A 15,733-nucleotide genomic window follows, 5' to 3' on the forward strand; every position below is an offset into this window, starting at 1 on the left:
CCGGTCGTTGTGCGGGAGAGTGGTGGATCCGGCCGTGTCCGACGGCCGGCCCCCTCTCGAAGGGAGTGCATGTGAGACGGAATCACGCCACGACCTCCCGGACGTCCCGCGTCCTCGGATCCCTGCTCCTTCTCACGGCAGGCGTCCTCACCCTCGGCGCGACCCCCGCCGCCCCCGCCGCACCGGCCGCGGCCCCCGTCCCCCTGGACCGGGTCGTCCCGGCACCCGCCTCGGTCGTACCGGGCGGTGCCCCGTACCGCATCACCCGTGCGACCGGCATCCGCGTCGACGACTCCGCCGGGGTCCGCCGCGTCGGCGCCTACCTGGCCGGCGTCCTGCGGCCCTCCACCGGCTACCCGCTGCCGGTCACCGACCACGGCAGCGGCGGTGTGCGGCTCCACCTGTCCGCCGGGGACCTCGGAGCCGAGGGGTACCGGCTGCACAGCGGCGCCGACGGGGTCACCGTCACCGCGAGCACCCCGGCCGGGCTCTTCCACGGCGTCCAGACGCTGCGTCAGCTACTCCCGGCCGCCGTCGAGAGCGGGACCGTGCGCAGCGGCCCCTGGCTCGTGGCCGGCGGCACCGTGCGGGACCGTCCCCGGTACGCCTACCGGGGCGCCATGCTGGACGTCGCCCGGCACTTCTTCACGGTCGCCCAGGTCGAGCGGTACATCGACCAGTTGGCCCTGTACAAGGTCAACGAGCTGCATCTGCACCTCAGCGACGACCAGGGCTGGCGCATCGCCGTCGACTCCTGGCCGCGCCTGGCCTCCTACGGCGGCTCCACCCAGGTAGGCGGCGGCCGGGGCGGCTTCTACACCAAGGCCGACTACCGGGAGATCGTCCGGTACGCGGCCTCCCGGTACCTGGAGGTCGTGCCCGAGATCGACATGCCCGGCCACACCGACGCGGCCCTCGCCTCCTACGCGAAACTCAACTGCGACGGCGTGGCACCCCCGCTGTACACCGGCACCGCCGTCGGCTTCAGCTCCCTGTGCGTCGCCCGGCAGGCGACGTACGACTTCGTGGACGACGTCGTCCGGGAGCTGGCCGCCCTCACCCCGGGCCGCTATCTGCACATCGGCGGCGACGAGGCGCACTCCACGCCCCACGCCGACTACGTGACGTTCATGGACCGCGTCCAGCCGGTGGTGGCGGCGTACGGCAAGAAGGTCATCGGCTGGCACCAGCTCACCGGCGCCCGTCCCGCCCGTGGTGCCCTCGCCCAGTACTGGGGTCTGGACGGCACCGGCGCGGCGGAGAAGGCGCAGGTCGCGAAGGCCGCGCGGAACGGCACGGGCCTGATCCTGTCCCCGGCCGACCGCGCCTACCTCGACATGAGGTACACGAGGAGCACCCGGCTCGGCACGGACTGGGCGGGCCTGGTGGAGGTCAGGCGGGCCTACGACTGGAACCCGGGCGCCTATCTGCCGGGCGTGCCCGCGGCGGCCGTCCGCGGGGTGGAGGCACCGCTGTGGTCGGAGACGCTGCGCAAGTCCGCCGACATCGAGTACATGGCCTTCCCCCGGCTCGCCGGCACGGCAGAACTGGGCTGGTCACCGGCGGCCACCCACGACTGGAACCGCTACCGCACGCGGCTGGCCGCCCAGGGCCCGCGCTGGGACGCCCTCGGCATCACCTACTACAGGTCGCCGCAGGTGCCCTGGCCGAGGCGATGACCGGCGGCGGGCACGCCTCGCGGAGCGGGGTGCAACCCTTCGCCGGGTGCCGGTGTTTCCCTAGGTGATGGATGAGAAGGCCGAGCGGCAGTTGACCGAACTCCTGGCGGCGGACCTCGACGACGGCTTCACCGAGCTGGTCAGGGTCCACGGCAGGGCGGTGTACACGTTTCTGCTCCGGGTCTGCGGCTCGGCCACCGAGGCCGACGACCTGGGGCAGGACGCCTTCCTGCGCGCGTACACGGCCTTACAGGACTACGACCCCGAGCGCCGGCGGGACCTCAGGCCGCGTGCCTGGCTGCTCACCATCGCCGCCAACGTGTGGCGCAACCACCTGCGCACCTGTTCACGCCGGCCCGCCCTGGCGGGGCTGCCCGTCGAGGACACCGCCGACACTTGGACCGACCACAGTCCGGGGCCGGAGGAGCGGGCCGCGCTCGCCGACGACCGGCGCCGGCTGGTCACGGCACTGCTGGAACTGCCGGAGCACCACCGCACGCCCGTGGTGCTGCGCCACGTGGTGGGTCTGAGCTACACGGAGGTGGCCGAGGTGCAGCGGTGCGCGGTCGGAACGGCCAAGGCACAGGTGTCCCGGGGTCTGAAGAGTCTGCGCCGGCTGCTGGAGCCGGAGACAGCCGTGCTGGAGGAGGTGACGACATGAGGAGTGACCGAGAGGTGCCGCGCCTCGACGCGGACCGGTCCGGCCTGGCCGGGCTCGCCACGGAACCGCCGGCGGACTTCGCCGTGCGCGTGCTGCGGCGCACCGGCGTCCCGCGCGAGATCTACGACACCTATGTCCGCCTCGACACCGCCGTCGGCGGTCTCTTCGTGGCGGCGAGCCCGCAGGCGGTGACCGGGGCCGCGCTGGACACGGGCGGACTGACCGCCACGCGCTTCGAGGAACTGCACCGCGCCCGGACCCACCGCTCGGCCGTACGGTCGGCCAGGCCGTTCCCGGGCGTGACCACCGCGCTGCGGACAGGCCGCGCCCGGCGGCTGCCCGTCGACCTGTCCCCGCTCGGCCCGGCGGACCGGGCCGTGCTGGAGGCGGTCCGCGCCGTGCCCGCCGGGCAGCTCCGCCCGGTCGGCTGGCTCGCCAGGGAGGCCGCGGTGGCACCGGAACTCGTGGTCGGCGCGCTGGCCCGCAACCCGGCCGCGGTCCTGGTCCCCTGCCACCGCGTGACGTACGACAACGGCACGCCGTGCGACGCCGGCCACCTCCCCGAGGTGGGGGACGCGCTGCGCGCCGCGGAGGGCATCGACCTGCTGCGGGTGGCGGAGCTGCACCGGCGCGGAGTGGTGTTCCTCGGCAGCGACACGACCCGTATCTACTGCCATCCCACGTGCGCCCACGCCCGCCGCATCACCCCGCCCCACCAGGTGCCGTTCAGTACCGCGCGGGAAGCCGGACGGGCCGGGTACCGCGCGTGCAAGAGCTGCCGGCCGGTCGCGGTATGACAGCCACCCGAACCCTACGGTCACGATCCACACGGAGTTGTTGTGCGAACCAGTAACATCCCCGGCGACACCACGGCGGCGGTCGCGGTCCACCCCACGCCGCTGGGGCCGCTCGTGCTGGCGGCCACGGCCGACGCCCTCGTGCTGTGCTGCTACGGCACCCCCGAGACCGCCATCGCCCGCCTCACCAGGGCGGGACTGGGCACCGTCGATGAGGAGCACGCGGACGCGGGTCAGCGCGAGGTGCTGGCGGAGACCCGGACCCAGCTCGACGCCTATCTCACCGGCGCCCGCCGAGACTTCACCGTGCCGGTGGACCTGCGGCTCGCCACCCCCTTCAGCCGGCTGACCGTGTCGGCGCTGGACGCGTTCGTGCCCTACGGGCGCACCGCGACGTACGCGGAGCTGGCCGCGGCCATCGACCGGCCGCGGGCCGCCCGCGCGGTCGGCACGGCGCTCGGCGCGAACCCGGTCTGCGTCCTGCAGCCGTGCCACCGGATCGTCGGTTCCGGGGGCAGCCTGACCGGGTACGCGGGCGGTCTGGCGGCCAAGCAGTTCCTGCTCGGCCTGGAGTCCTGGCACGACGGCCCGGCCGGACAGCGGGAACCGGTGACCCTGCCCACCGGCCTGAGCGCACCCGACGGCCTGACGGCCCCCTGACCGGTGGGCGCCGGGAGATCCCCCGTCACCGGCGCCCACCTTCCCTCCCGTATCCCTCGTACGACCTTCCGTCCCCGGAGAGCTGAGCGCGTGAACGCCTACGACACCCCGCCCCTGCCCGGGCTCGCAGAGCCGGCGGCCCTCGACCGGCCGGCCCCCGACGCCGACGGGCTGCCCGCGCTGCGCCGGCTCGACTGGCCCGCGCTGGCCGCCGAGCTGGACGCGGAGGGCGTCGCACTCACCCCGCCCCTGCTCTCCGCCGACGAGTGCGCCCGGCTGCGGGACCTGTTCGACGAGCCGGGGCTGTTCCGCAGCACGGTGACGATGGCGAGGCACCGGTTCGGCGAGGGCTCCTACCGCTACTTCGCCCGCCCGCTGCCCGAGCCGGTGTCGGCGCTGCGCCGGGAGCTGTATCCGCCCCTGGCACGTATCGCCAACACCTGGGCCGCGCGGCTCGGCGAGCCGGAGTTCCCCGACCGGCACGAGGACCTCGTCGCGGCCTGCGCCGCCGAGGGCCAGCACCGGCCGACGCCCCTGCTGCTGCGTTACGGGCAGGGCGGCTACAACTGCCTGCACCAGGACATCTACGGCGACCTCACGTTCCCGCTCCAGGTGGCGGTGGTGCTGGACCGGCCGGACGAGGACTTCACCGGCGGGGAGAGCGTGTTCGTGGAGCAGCGTCCGCGCGCCCAGTCCCGGCCCCTCGTGCGGCGGCCGGCGCAGGGGCAGGGGCTGATCTTCGCCGTGCACCACCGCCCGGTGCGTTCGGCGCGCGGCTGGAGCCGGGTGATGCTGCGGCACGGGGTGAGCGCCGTCACCAGCGGACAGCGGCATGTGCTCGGCGTGATCTTCCACGACGCCCGCTGAGACGCCGCCGCGGCGAACCCGTGTACGACCGCTGCACCGGCCCGGTTCTGCCGCCTCGCTCCAGTGAACCGGCAGTCTCCGCAACGCCGCTGGTCAGCGCGGCCGATTCCGCTCATGGAACTGCCGCTCCGGCTCAAGTGCCGCTGGAGAACCGCAACAACACCGTTACGTACGGTCGCTGTTGCGATGGCAGGAGGGATTCGTGACCTGCCTCGTACCACTGTCAACCCGGCGAGTCACCGTAAGGAGCAGTGGCACACATGCAGCACGTACAAGGGGCACGGGACACCCCAGCGGAGCAGGAAGTCCGGCCGGAACCGGGAGCCGTGCCGTCGAGCGGCTCGTCCTACCGGCTGGGCGCGGCTCTGCTGCAATCGCTCGCGCAGGAGATGAACGCACTCGCCGAGCAGGCGTCCGCGCTGTTGAGCACGCCCCCGGAGAGCCTGTCCCTGGACGCGGACATCGTCGCCCAGATCGCGCGCAGGAACGTTCCGCGCTGGCATTTCGCCATGCTCAACGACATCGAGCGCAACGACGGGCTCGTCGCCGCCCTGGAGCGGGGCATCCCGGCGGGGGCGACCGTGCTGGACATCGGCTCCGGCAGCGGACTGCTCGCCATGGCAGCGGCCCGCGCCGGTGCGAGCAAGGTGATCACCTGTGAGATGAACCCGCTGCTGGCCGAGATCGCCCGCAACGTCATCGACGCGCACGGCCTGTCCGACGTGATCACGGTGTTCGGCAAGCCGTCCACCGAACTGGACGCCGAGCGCGACCTCGGTGGCCGGGTGGACGTCCTCGTGTCCGAGATCGTCGACTGCGGCCTCATCGGTGAGGGCCTGCTGCCCTCGGTGCGCCACGCCCGCGAGCACCTCCTGGCGCCGGACGGGATCATGCTGCCGTCGGCGGCCCGGCTGCGCGGCAGGCTGGTCAGCAGCGAGGCGGTGCTGAAGCTGAACCAGGTCACCACGGCCGGCGGCTTCGACGTCTCGCTCATGAACACGGTCGCCACCCGCGGCCACTTCCCGGTACGGCTGGACACCTGGCCCCACCGGTTCCTGTCCGAGGCGGCACCGGTGCTGGAGTTCGACCTGGCGCGCGACGCCCTGGAGCCCGGCGAACGCACCCTGACGCTGCCCGCCACCGCCGACGGTGAGGCACAGGCCCTGGTGGTCTGGTTCGAGCTGGACATGGGCAACGGAGTCGTCCTGTCCAACCCGCCGGACAACCCCGGCTCGCACTGGATGCAGGGCTGGGTCCCGCTGGAGAAGCCCGTACCGACGAAGGCGGGCGAGACGGTCTCCCTCCGGCTCCGCTGGAGCGACTTCACCCTCCGCCTGAGCCTCTGACCCGCCCTCGCCAGGCGCCCGCGCGGCACCGGCCGCCGGACCTTATTCGATTAGGACCAGGGAGCAAGCGATGAGTCACGTCCCCGCGCACGTCCCGTTCGAGCTGAGTGGCACGGAGCTGCGCGACGCGGTGGTGCAGTACGCCACCGCCCCGATCTACCACGACAACCTGGACTGGCTGAACCACGACAACCCGTACCGCCGGCAGCTCAGGCCGCAGGTCCTGCCCCATCTGAACTACGACAAGATACCGGGCCGGGAGAACATACTCGACTACTCGAGCCTGGCCGTGCAGCGCCTGCTGACCTCGATCTACGAGGCCGACCTCGTGTTCTTCCCGAAGTCCGGCCTCAAGGGCAAGGAGGAGGACTTCCGGGCGTTCTACAGCCCCGCGAACCGCGCGCTCGGCGAGCGGATCCGGCCGGCGCTGGAGCGCTACGCCTTCGGCTTCCTCGACGACGAGGTGGAGACGTCCGGGAACTGGACCGCCGAGAGCCTGGACGCCTACCTGGACTCGCTGGACACCAGCGGCGGCCAGGAGCGGTCGCCGGCCGAGAAGGCCATCGCCGAATCCTCCGACCCCCAGCGGGCGGCCCGGATGTGGCTGGTGCAGTTCGCCCCGGACTTCCTCTCCGAGGCCTCCCCGATGATGCGTAACGTCCTCGGCTACTACGGTCCGGCCCAGTCCGAGTGGTTCAAGGTCGTCATCGACGAGTACGGCTACGGCGTCCACGACACCAAGCACAGCACCCTGTTCGAGCGGACCCTGGAGTCGGTCGGCCTCGAGTCCGACCTGCACCGGTACTGGCAGTACTACCTCAACAGCAGCCTGCTGCTGAACAACTACTTCCACTACCTGGGCAAGAACCACGAGCTGTTCTTCCGCTACGTCGGGGCGCTCTACTACACGGAGAGCTCCCTGGTCGACTTCTGCCGCCGCGCCGACCAACTGCTGCGCGACGTCTTCGGCGACTCGGTGGACACCACCTACTTCACCGAGCACGTCCACATCGACCAGCACCACGGCCGGATGGCCCGCGAGAAGATCATCAAGCCGCTGGTGGAGGCCCACGGCGAGGGCATCATCCCGGAGATCGTGCGGGGCATCGAGGAGTACCGGGTGCTCCTGGACGTCTCCGACTTCGACTTCTCCCAGCAGATCGCCTGGATGGACGACCAGCCCGAGCTGAAGAAGCTGCACGACCCGGTCTTCGAGGGCCTGAAGCAGGGCAAGGTCGACGCGCCCGTGGCGCACATCGTCGAGCCCCGCGGCGAGCTGTCCAACACCCACTGCCACGACGGCGACGAGCTGTGCCACATCGTCTCCGGCACCATGCGCTTCGAGTCCGGCCTGGGTTCGTCGCTCACGCTGGAGGCGGGCGAGGGCGTCGTCATCCGGCGCAACCGGCTGCACGGCGCCAACATCGAATCCGACGAGTGCGTCTACGAGATCCACTCGGTGGGGGACTACCGCAAGTGCCTGTCGTGACCTTCTCCGCCGCGGGGCGGGACAACTGCGTCGTCGTCGCCGGGACACCGTACGTCTACGCGACGGTCGGCGGCCGGGGCTTCGTGATGCGGGCCCAGTGCCCGCACCGCGGCGGCCCCCTGCACCTGGCCGACGTCGCCGAGGACGGTGTCCGGCTCGTGTGTCCGTGGCACGAGCGCAAGACCTCCGTGGCCCGGATGCGCGGGGAGATCCCGGCAGTACGGGTGGGCGAGCGGATCACCGCGGTCTTCCCGGACCGCCCGCCCGCCCGGGGCTGGCCCGCGGCGCCGGCGGCGTGCGGCGTGGCCCTGGAGCACCGGCCGCTGACACCCGCGCTCACGCGTTCGCGCGTGACGGTCGGCTGACCTGCCGGCGACTGCAACGACCCGGGGCCGGCCGGTGTTCTACAGACGGCCGGTACGCGCGCGCCGGGGGCCCGGCATGGTCCCCGGCGCGCGTACCGGACCACGGAAGACCACATGCGAGGAGAGCGGAACATGGGCACGGACGGTGGCAAGCCGTTGCTGCTGCTGATCGGCAGCAGCGCCCGGCGCAGCCGGGAATTCATCCTTCGGTCGGTGAGCCGGCGCTATGCGCTCTGGCTGCTCCAGCCGGCCCAGGTGACCTGGGAGGAGCCCTACGTCGTCGGCAGCACCTCGGTCGACAACACCCGTCCCGAACTCCTCGTCGAGGCCGCCCGGCAGGTGGCCGCCGAGCACGAGGTGGCCGGCGTGTTCTGCTACGACGAGGGCCTGGTCACCCCGGCGGCCCACGTGGCGCAGGCGCTCGGACTGCCGGGGAACTCCCCGGAGACCGTCATCGCCTGCCGGGACAAGAACGCCACCCGGGTGGCGCTGGAGCGGGCCGGGGTGGCCCAGCCCGCCTCCATCGGCGTGCGTTCCCTGGAGGAGGCACGGCAGGCGGCCGAGAAGATCGGTTTCCCGGTCGTCCTCAAGCCCCGCGGTCTGGCCGGCGGCATGGGCGTGCGCAGGGCCGACGGGCCCGCTGACGTGGAGAGCGCCTACCGGGCGGCGTCCGGCGCCTCCTACCCGGGCGTTCCCGTCTTCGAGGTGTCGGTGCTCGTCGAGGAGTACGTCGACGGCCCCGAGATCAGCGTCGACGCCGTCTTCTTCGAGGGCGAGGGCACCCCGCTGGCGGTGGCCCGCAAGAAGGTGGGGCTCGCGCCCTTCTTCGAGGAGACCGGCCACGAGGTCGACGCGGCCGACCCGCTGCTGACCGATCCGCAGCTCCTTGAGGCCCTGCGCGCCAGCCACGCCGCGCTCGGCTTCCACACCGGCGTCAGCCACACCGAGTTCCGCCTCACCGCGAACGGCCCGCGCCTCATGGAGGTCAACGCCCGCCTCGGCGGCGACATGATCCCCTTCCTCGGCGAGCTGGCCACCGGCGTCGACGTGGCGCTGGCCGCGGCCGACGTCGCGGCCGGCCGGCGCCCGGAGACGACGGCGACCCGGCGGCGGGCCGCGGCGATCACCTTCCTGTACCCCGAGCACGACACCGAGATCGAGTCGGTGACCGTGCACGAGGACCGGTTCACGCCCGACGTCCACAGCGCGGACGTGATGGCCGACCCGGGAGCCGTGCTGCGGCTGCCGCCGCGCGGCTACATCTCCCGCTACGCCCGGGTCATCACCCTCGCGGACTCGGTCGAACAGGCGCGGGCGGCACTGCTGCGGGCGCCGGAGATCGTCGAACTCACGGGCCGCCCGGTGGAGGAGTCCCCCTGATGAGCCCCGGAAAGACCCAGCCCGAGCCCGGGAAGACCGGCCGGCCGTCGATCGTGCAGACCCTGCGGGGCATCCCGGGCCCCATCTGGCTCGTGCTCGTCGGCATGCTGGTCAACCGGCTCGGCAACTTCCTCCAGATCTACCTGGTCCTCTACCTCACCGCGAAGGGCTTCTCCGCGACCGAGGCGGGCCTGGCGCTCGGCGCCTACGGCGTGGGCTCGGTGGTCGGCGTGCTGGTGGGCGGCACGGCGTCCGACCGGATCGGCTACGCCTGGACGATCGTCGGTTCCATGGCGCTCGCCGGACTCGGCACGCTGAGCCTGCCCCACCTGAACAGCCTGCCCCTGATCATCGCGGTGGCCTCGGTCATCGGTCTCCTGGCGCAGATGTACCGGCCGGCCTCGTCGGCGCTGCTGGTGGAGCGCACCCCCGAGGACCACCACGTGATGGTGTTCGCCGTCTACCGGATGGCGTTCAACCTCGGCACCACGGTCGGCCCGCTGCTCGGCGCGCTGCTCATCAGCCACTCGTACAACCTGATCTTCTACCTGGAGGCGACGGCCCAACTGGTCTTCGCCGCGTTCGCCCTGATCCTGGCGCGTTCCGGGGGCGCGGCCCGGCCGGCCGGACACGACGCGGACGGCCCCACCCGGTCGTACGCCGCCGTGCTGCGGGACACCCGGTACGTGGTGTTCCTGCTGGCGCTGTTCCTCAACGCCGTCGTCTACATCCAGCACACCTCCGCGCTGCCGCTCCAGATCAAGGCCGACGGACACGGTGTGACGTTCTACTCCAGCCTGCTGTCGCTGAACGCCGTCATGGTCATCTCCCTGGAGCTGCTGTTCACGAAGTACGTGCAGCACCTGCCCGGCAAGGTCGCGGTGGCCCTCGGCGTCGGCCTGGTCGGCGTCGGGATGAACCTGTACGTGGCCGGACCCAGCATGGCCATGTACGTGGTGGCGACCGTGGTGTGGACGTCGGGCGAGATGATCGGCACACCGACCGCCTCGGCCTGGCCGGGCAAGGTCGCCCCGGAACACCTGCGGGGCCGCTACATCGCAGCCGCCGCCTTCCCCATGCAGATCGGCTACGCGATCGGCCCCGTGCTGGGCGTCGCCGCCTGGCAGGCGTCGTCGGCCTCCGTGTGGTGGCTGTCCGGGCTGCTGACCGTGGGCGCCGTGGCCGCCGTCCTCTTCGGCATGAGCGAACGGTCCGCGGACGCGGACCCCGGCGCCACCGCCCCGGCCGACGAGCCGGCCGGGCGGACCGGACCGGTCGCCGCCGACACCCCCTGACCCGTCCCACCCCTTGATTCCGTGCCGTGGGTTCCGGCACCCAGTCCCCGGAAGTGAGCGAGCTGCGCATGGCGTACGCCGATGGCATCGAGAAGTTCGTGGAAACCGTGAACGGCGCGCTGCCGCCCGACTTCTACACCTACCCCGTCGACCGGCAGCGCGTCCTGTACGACTCGCTGACCGAGGTACTCCCCATCCCCGTCCCCGACGGTGTCCGGCACCGGGACGCGACCGTCGTCCACGAGGGCCGCACCGCCCGCATCCGCATCTACGAGCCGGCCGAACGTGCCGGCGACGCCGTGCTCTTCTACATCCGCGGCGGCGGCTTCGTCATCGGCTCGCTGCACAGCCACCACAGCCTGGTCGCCGAACTCGCCGACCGCACCGGCCTGGTGACCATAGCCCTGGACTTCGGCATGGCACCGGAGAACCCCTTCCCGGGCCCGCTGGAGGACTGCTACGCCGGCCTCTGTGGGACCCTCGCCGACCTGCCCGGACTCGGGCTGGACGGCCTCGACCCGGACGGCGCGGTGATCTGCGGCGAGAGCTCCGGCGCCAACATGGCCGTGGTGCTGTCGATGATCGCCCGCGACCGCGGCGGCCCCCGGCTGCGCGGCCAGGCGGTCATCAGCCCGGTCCTGGACTTCACCCGCTGGCGGCACGGCGGCGAGGACGCCCCCCTGCTGTCCGGCGGCGAGATGGAGTTCTACACGGCCTGCTACTGCCCCCAGCCGGAACAGGCCACCGACCCTTACGTCTCGCCGCTGCTGGGCGCCGAGTTCCACGACCTGCCGCCGGCCTACGTCGTCGGCTGCGAGATGGACTCGCTGTGCGTGGACGCGGAGAAGTACACCGCCCTGCTCAAGGAGAACGGCACGCCCGTGACCTTTGTGCGGGAGGAGGGCATGGTGCACGCCCCGGTGCGCGCCCGGCGGGTCAGCGAGCCCGCGGCCGACTTCTTCGCCCGCTACTGCACCGCCGTCTCCGCCCTGGCGGCGAAGGAGAGCGCCGATGGCCGGCACTGACCCGCTCACCGAGCCGGGGCACGGCCCCTGCGTCATCGTCGACCCCTACTCCTCGGGAGCCCTCTTCACGGAGGCCCTGCGCGCCCAGGGCGTCCCGGTCGCGGCGGTGGTGAGCAGCCCGCACCCGCCGGAGGCGTTCGCCTCCTCCTACCGGCCGCAGGACTTCCCCGACGTCATCGTCCACGACGCTGCCCTGGACAACCTGGACGACGTCGTACGGCGGGTGCGGGCGCTGGAGCCGCGCTGCGTCATCGCCGGCTGCGAGTCCGGCGTGGAACTGGCCGAGCGGCTCGCCCCCCGGGTGCTGCCCGGACTGAGCAACGTGCCCGAGCTGGCCGAGGCCCGCCGGGACAAGAGCCGCATGGCCGACGCCGTACGGGCGGCCGGGCTGCCGGTCATCCCGCAGCTATGCACCTCCGACGTCGAGGAGGCGGCGGCCTGGCTGGAACGCGAGGGCCTGTCCGGCGCCGACCTCGTCATCAAGCCACCGAAGAGCGCCAGCACGGACGGCGTCGTCAAGGTGCAGGGCGGCACGGACTGGCGGGCCGTGTTCGAGCGGCAGATCGGCCGGGTCAACCAGTTCGGCGAGGTCGACGACCGGCTGCTCGTGCAGAAGTTCGTCACCGGCACCGAGTACGTGGTGGACACCTTCAGCCACGACGGCAAGCACTCCCTCGTCGACGTCTGCGCCTACGGCAAGGTCGACAACGGCCCGCACATGGCCGTCTACGACACCATGCGGTGGCTGCCGCCGGACGAGCCCGCCGTCGCGGTCCTGGCCGAGTACGTCTTCGGCGTGCTGGACGCGGTGGGCGTCCGCTTCGGCTCCGCCCACGTCGAGGTGATGGGCACCGCCGACGGGCCCGTCCTCATCGAGCTGGGCGCCCGCCCGCACGGCGGCGGCCAGCCGCGGTTCAACCGCAACGCCACCGGCGACAGCCAGATCGACCGCACGGTGCGCTGGCTGACCGGGGGCGAACTGCCGCAGAGCTACGAGCTGCTGACCCACCAGCTATGCGTCTTCCACATGGCCCGCCGCTCCGGGGAGGTACGCAACACCGCCGTCCTGGACGAGATCCGGACACTGCCGAGCCACCACTTCTCGGTGCAGAACCTGTCCGACGGGGACCACGTGCCCGTCACCCGGGACCTCGTCGACAGCCTCAACTTCGGGTTCGTGATCCTCGCCCACCCGGACGAGGAACAGCTCCAGCGGGACTATCGGGCCGTCCGCGCCCTGGAACAGCGGCTGGTCATCGGAGAGCCGTGATCAACGCGCTCGCGTTCCTGACGAGTTCACTGGTGGTGATCATGGCGCCGGGTCCCGACCTGGCCCTGATCACCCGCCTGGTGCTGGCCGGCTCCCCGCGTACGGCGGCGCCGGCCGCGTTCGGGATGATCGCGGCGGGGGCCGCACAGGCGGCCCTGGGCGCCCTGGGCCTGGCCGCGCTGCTCGCCGCACGCCCGGACCTGTTCACCGCCTTCCGCTGGGCGGGTGCCGCCGTCCTGCTCGTCTGGGCCTACCGGGCCCTGCGCGCCGCCCTGCGTCCGCCCGAGCCCGTGGCTCCCGGCCCCGAGGAGCGGGCGGAGCCGGACGGGCCCCCGCACGGCAGGCGCCGGGCCTTCGCCCTGGGACTGCTGTGCACCGGCTCCAACCCCAAGGTCGGCATCTTCCTGATGGCGTTCCTGCCGCAGTTCGTGCCGGCCGGGATGAACCCGACCGCCGGGGTGGTGGTCCTGGCCTGCTGCTACCTCGTCCTGGTGCTCGGATGGCTGCTGACCTGGATGAGACTGGTGCACCGGCTGGCCCGGCACCTGAACTCCGCGTCCGCCCAGCGCCTGACCAACGGGCTCACCGCCGCCGTCTTCGGCGTGTTCGCGGTGCGCCTGGCCCTCGGCGGATGAGCGCCCCCCGCCGCCGGGCCACGGCCGGTCCCCGCCTCCGTCCGGCGGCCCCGGGCCGCTCAGACCGGCTGGAAGCGTTCCTCCTCCTGATCGAGCAGCGCCTGCGCGTACCGCAGCAGCGGGGTGGACATGCTGAACCGGCCGGGCGCGTGCTCCCGCAGCAGACTCGCGTCGACCAGGCGGTACAGGACCCACCTGGTCTCCGCCGGCGTCATGCCCGCCGCGTCGGCGAGGCCGTACGCGGTGATGCCGTTGCCGTCGGTCCGGCCGAGCAGCCGGAACACCCGGCGCGCCGGCTCCGGGAGCGCCGTGTAGGACAGCTCGAAGGCCGTCTGGACGGAGGAGAGCAGCAGGTCCCCCGGGACGGAGGGCCGCCGGAAGAGCCCGGCGTCCTGCAGCTCCACGTAGTACTGGGCGATGCTGAGGCAGGGATGCTGCGCCAGACGCGTGGCGAGGATCCGGACCATCAGCGGCAGCCCGCCGCAGTACCGGCCCAGGGCCATGGCGGCCAGCGCCTCCACCCCGACCCGTTCCGGTCCCAGCAGCCGCCCGAGCAGCGCCAGCACGTCCTCGTCGTCGAGCGCGTCCACGAAGACCCGCCGGACCCCGTCCCTGGCCACCAGGCCGGGCAGCGTGTTGCGGCTGGTGACGAGCACGGCGCAGCCCGCGTCCCCGGGGATCAGCGGCCGTATCTGGTCCTCGTCGCGGGCGTTGTCCAGGACCACCAGCACCCTTCTGCCGGACAGCCGGGTGCGGAACAGGTTCGCCGCCTCGTCCAGGGTGTCCGGGATGCTGCCGTCCGGGACGCCGAGGGCCCGCAGGAACGAGGCCAGGGCCGTCAGGGCGTCGAGGGGGCCCCGGCGGGCGTGGCCGTGCAGGTCGATGTAGAGCTGCCCGTCCGGGAAGCGGTCGAGCACCCGGTGCGCCCACCGCAGCGCCAGCGCCGTCTTGCCCACGCCGGGCGGCCCGGTGATCAACGCGGCCGGCACCTGTCCGTCGCGTTCGCCGGCGGCGAGGAAGAGCTGGTCCAGGTCCCCGAGCTGGGCGGCGCGCCCCACGAAGTGCCGGGTCCTGGCCGGCAGTTGCGACGGCCTGACCTCCGGCGCCGGATGGGGCGCCGCCGGCCCGGAATGGCGCGGTGCGTCCGCCTGCTGCCGGGTCAGCGGCCCGTTCCCGGGCCAGGTCAGCTCCTGCTGGAGAACCCGCAGATGGGCCTGGCGCAACTCCGGCCCGGGCTGGAGGCCCAGTTCGCCGTCGAGGCGCTGGGTGACGTCGGCGAACACCCGCAGCGCCTCGTACTGCTCGCCGCAGCTCGCCAGGGCCAGCATGAGCCGCGCCTGGAGCCCCTCGTGCAGCGGTTCGTCCTCGGCGGCGGCGCGCAGCGCCGGCACCACGTGTTCGGGCTGCTGGAACCGCAGGGCGAGATCCGCGTACAGCAGGAGGTTCTCGATCCGCCGGCGGACCGCGGCCGTGGCCGCCGGATGCAGGGCGAGCAGCGGCTCGTCCGCCAGGATCGGGCCGCGCCAGCAGTGGTGGGCGAGCGAGGCGAACTCGTAGGCCGCTCCGGCCTCCCCGGCGGCGTGGGCCTGCCGCGCCTTCTCCGCCAGGCCCCTGAACCGGGTCAGGTCGACCTGGTCGCGTCCCAGGGACAGCGCGTAGCCGGTCGGGGTGCGGACCAGGTAGGAGGTGGCCTGGCCGGCGGGGCCGGACTCCGGGGAGCGCAGCAGCCCGCGCGCCTGGCTCACGTAGGTGTGGATGAGGTTCTGGTAGGAGCGCGGCGGCTCCTTCGGCCAGAGGGTGCTGCCTATTTCGTCGAGTCCGGCCGGCTGGGGGTGGCAGAGCGCCAGCAGGGACAATAAGCGCCGCAGTTTGAAAGCGCGCACTTCGCTGACGACACCGTCGCGTTCGATGGTCAGTGCGCCGAGAATGCCGATACGCAGGCCCGTTCCGTCCTGGTCGACGGGTTTCCGCATATCGGTCATGGAACGTCGTAGGTCGTCGACGTCGAGTCCCAGGACGACCGCCAGACTGCGCAGGGTCCGCTCCTGCGGCTGTTCCACCCGGCCGCTCTCGATGTCGCGCAGCGTCCGCACGCCCACCCCGGCCAGCTCGGCGAACTGACGCTGCGTCAGGCCTGTGCGCTGCCGGAACGTGCGGATCTGGGTGCGGACGGACAGCGGTTCTGCCCGATGGAGGCGATGGCTCGTGGCCGTTCCGGCACTTCGAAGGTGCGACATGGTCCCCCCCGCCGCCGAGTGATGGCT

Annotated in this window: 14 protein-coding genes; 13 read left to right on the forward strand and 1 reads right to left on the reverse strand. The window is 72.7% G+C overall.

Translation table 11 applies throughout. The annotated features are described in order from the left end of the window. Positions 1 to 71 precede the first annotated feature (71 nt). From D9753_RS22480 to D9753_RS22540, 13 genes are all read left to right on the forward strand, one after another. A complete protein-coding gene (locus D9753_RS22480; protein ID WP_121788621.1) occupies positions 72 to 1,679 on the forward strand; it encodes a beta-N-acetylhexosaminidase in 1,608 nt (535 codons plus the stop codon). A 67-nt stretch (positions 1,680 to 1,746) separates the two neighbouring features. After that, positions 1,747 to 2,340: an RNA polymerase sigma factor gene (locus D9753_RS22485; RefSeq protein ID WP_121788622.1), complete on the forward strand. Its 594-nt coding sequence runs from the start codon at positions 1,747 to 1,749 to the stop codon at positions 2,338 to 2,340. After that, complete coding sequence (locus D9753_RS22490) at positions 2,337 to 3,137, forward strand: MGMT family protein (RefSeq protein WP_121788623.1); 801 nt, start codon at positions 2,337 to 2,339, stop codon at positions 3,135 to 3,137. The genes D9753_RS22485 and D9753_RS22490 overlap by 4 nt, the downstream gene beginning before the upstream one ends. A gap of 42 nt (positions 3,138 to 3,179) precedes the next feature. Then, a complete protein-coding gene (locus D9753_RS22495) occupies positions 3,180 to 3,797 on the forward strand; it encodes a methylated-DNA--[protein]-cysteine S-methyltransferase (protein ID WP_121788624.1) in 618 nt (205 codons plus the stop codon). Positions 3,798 to 3,887: 90 nt separating this feature from the next. Further along, complete coding sequence (locus D9753_RS22500) at positions 3,888 to 4,664, forward strand: 2OG-Fe(II) oxygenase (protein ID WP_121788625.1); 777 nt, start codon at positions 3,888 to 3,890, stop codon at positions 4,662 to 4,664. A 260-nt stretch (positions 4,665 to 4,924) separates the two neighbouring features. Further along, the gene (locus D9753_RS22505) at positions 4,925 to 6,010 is read left to right on the forward strand and encodes a 50S ribosomal protein L11 methyltransferase (protein ID WP_240468244.1); all 1,086 of its coding nucleotides are present in this window, start codon (positions 4,925 to 4,927) and stop codon (positions 6,008 to 6,010) included. A 70-nt stretch (positions 6,011 to 6,080) separates the two neighbouring features. Beyond that, a complete protein-coding gene (locus D9753_RS22510) occupies positions 6,081 to 7,499 on the forward strand; it encodes an iron-containing redox enzyme family protein (protein ID WP_121788627.1) in 1,419 nt (472 codons plus the stop codon). Continuing rightward, positions 7,496 to 7,864 carry a Rieske 2Fe-2S domain-containing protein gene (locus D9753_RS22515; protein ID WP_205614233.1) on the forward strand — a complete coding sequence of 123 codons (369 nt, stop codon included), beginning with the start codon at positions 7,496 to 7,498 and terminating at the stop codon, positions 7,862 to 7,864. The genes D9753_RS22510 and D9753_RS22515 overlap by 4 nt, the downstream gene beginning before the upstream one ends. Before the next feature lie 132 nt (positions 7,865 to 7,996). Next, positions 7,997 to 9,244, forward strand: a complete 1,248-nt coding sequence (locus D9753_RS22520) for an ATP-grasp domain-containing protein (protein WP_121788629.1) — start codon at positions 7,997 to 7,999, stop codon at positions 9,242 to 9,244. Next, positions 9,244 to 10,539 carry an MFS transporter gene (locus tag D9753_RS22525; protein WP_121788630.1) on the forward strand — a complete coding sequence of 432 codons (1,296 nt, stop codon included), beginning with the start codon at positions 9,244 to 9,246 and terminating at the stop codon, positions 10,537 to 10,539. Before D9753_RS22520 ends, D9753_RS22525 begins: the two co-directional genes overlap by 1 nt. 26 nt (positions 10,540 to 10,565) lie before the next feature. Beyond that, a complete protein-coding gene (locus D9753_RS22530) occupies positions 10,566 to 11,564 on the forward strand; it encodes an alpha/beta hydrolase (RefSeq protein ID WP_240468245.1) in 999 nt (332 codons plus the stop codon). Further along, positions 11,551 to 12,834 (forward strand): ATP-grasp domain-containing protein, encoded by a 1,284-nt coding sequence (locus D9753_RS22535; RefSeq protein ID WP_121788631.1) that lies wholly within the window; start codon positions 11,551 to 11,553, stop codon positions 12,832 to 12,834. The genes D9753_RS22530 and D9753_RS22535 overlap by 14 nt, the downstream gene beginning before the upstream one ends. Then, complete coding sequence (locus D9753_RS22540; protein WP_121788632.1) at positions 12,831 to 13,469, forward strand: LysE family translocator; 639 nt, start codon at positions 12,831 to 12,833, stop codon at positions 13,467 to 13,469. The genes D9753_RS22535 and D9753_RS22540 overlap by 4 nt, the downstream gene beginning before the upstream one ends. 59 nt (positions 13,470 to 13,528) lie before the next feature. Here the strand turns inward: D9753_RS22540 and D9753_RS22545 are convergent, their stop codons facing one another. Continuing rightward, entirely contained in the window at positions 13,529 to 15,706 is a 2,178-nt protein-coding gene (locus tag D9753_RS22545) for a BTAD domain-containing putative transcriptional regulator (protein ID WP_121788633.1), read from the reverse strand. Between the last annotated feature and the right edge of the window lie 27 nt (positions 15,707 to 15,733).

The sequence above is a fragment of the Streptomyces dangxiongensis genome (assembly GCF_003675325.1).
Classification (GTDB): domain Bacteria; phylum Actinomycetota; class Actinomycetes; order Streptomycetales; family Streptomycetaceae; genus Streptomyces; species Streptomyces dangxiongensis.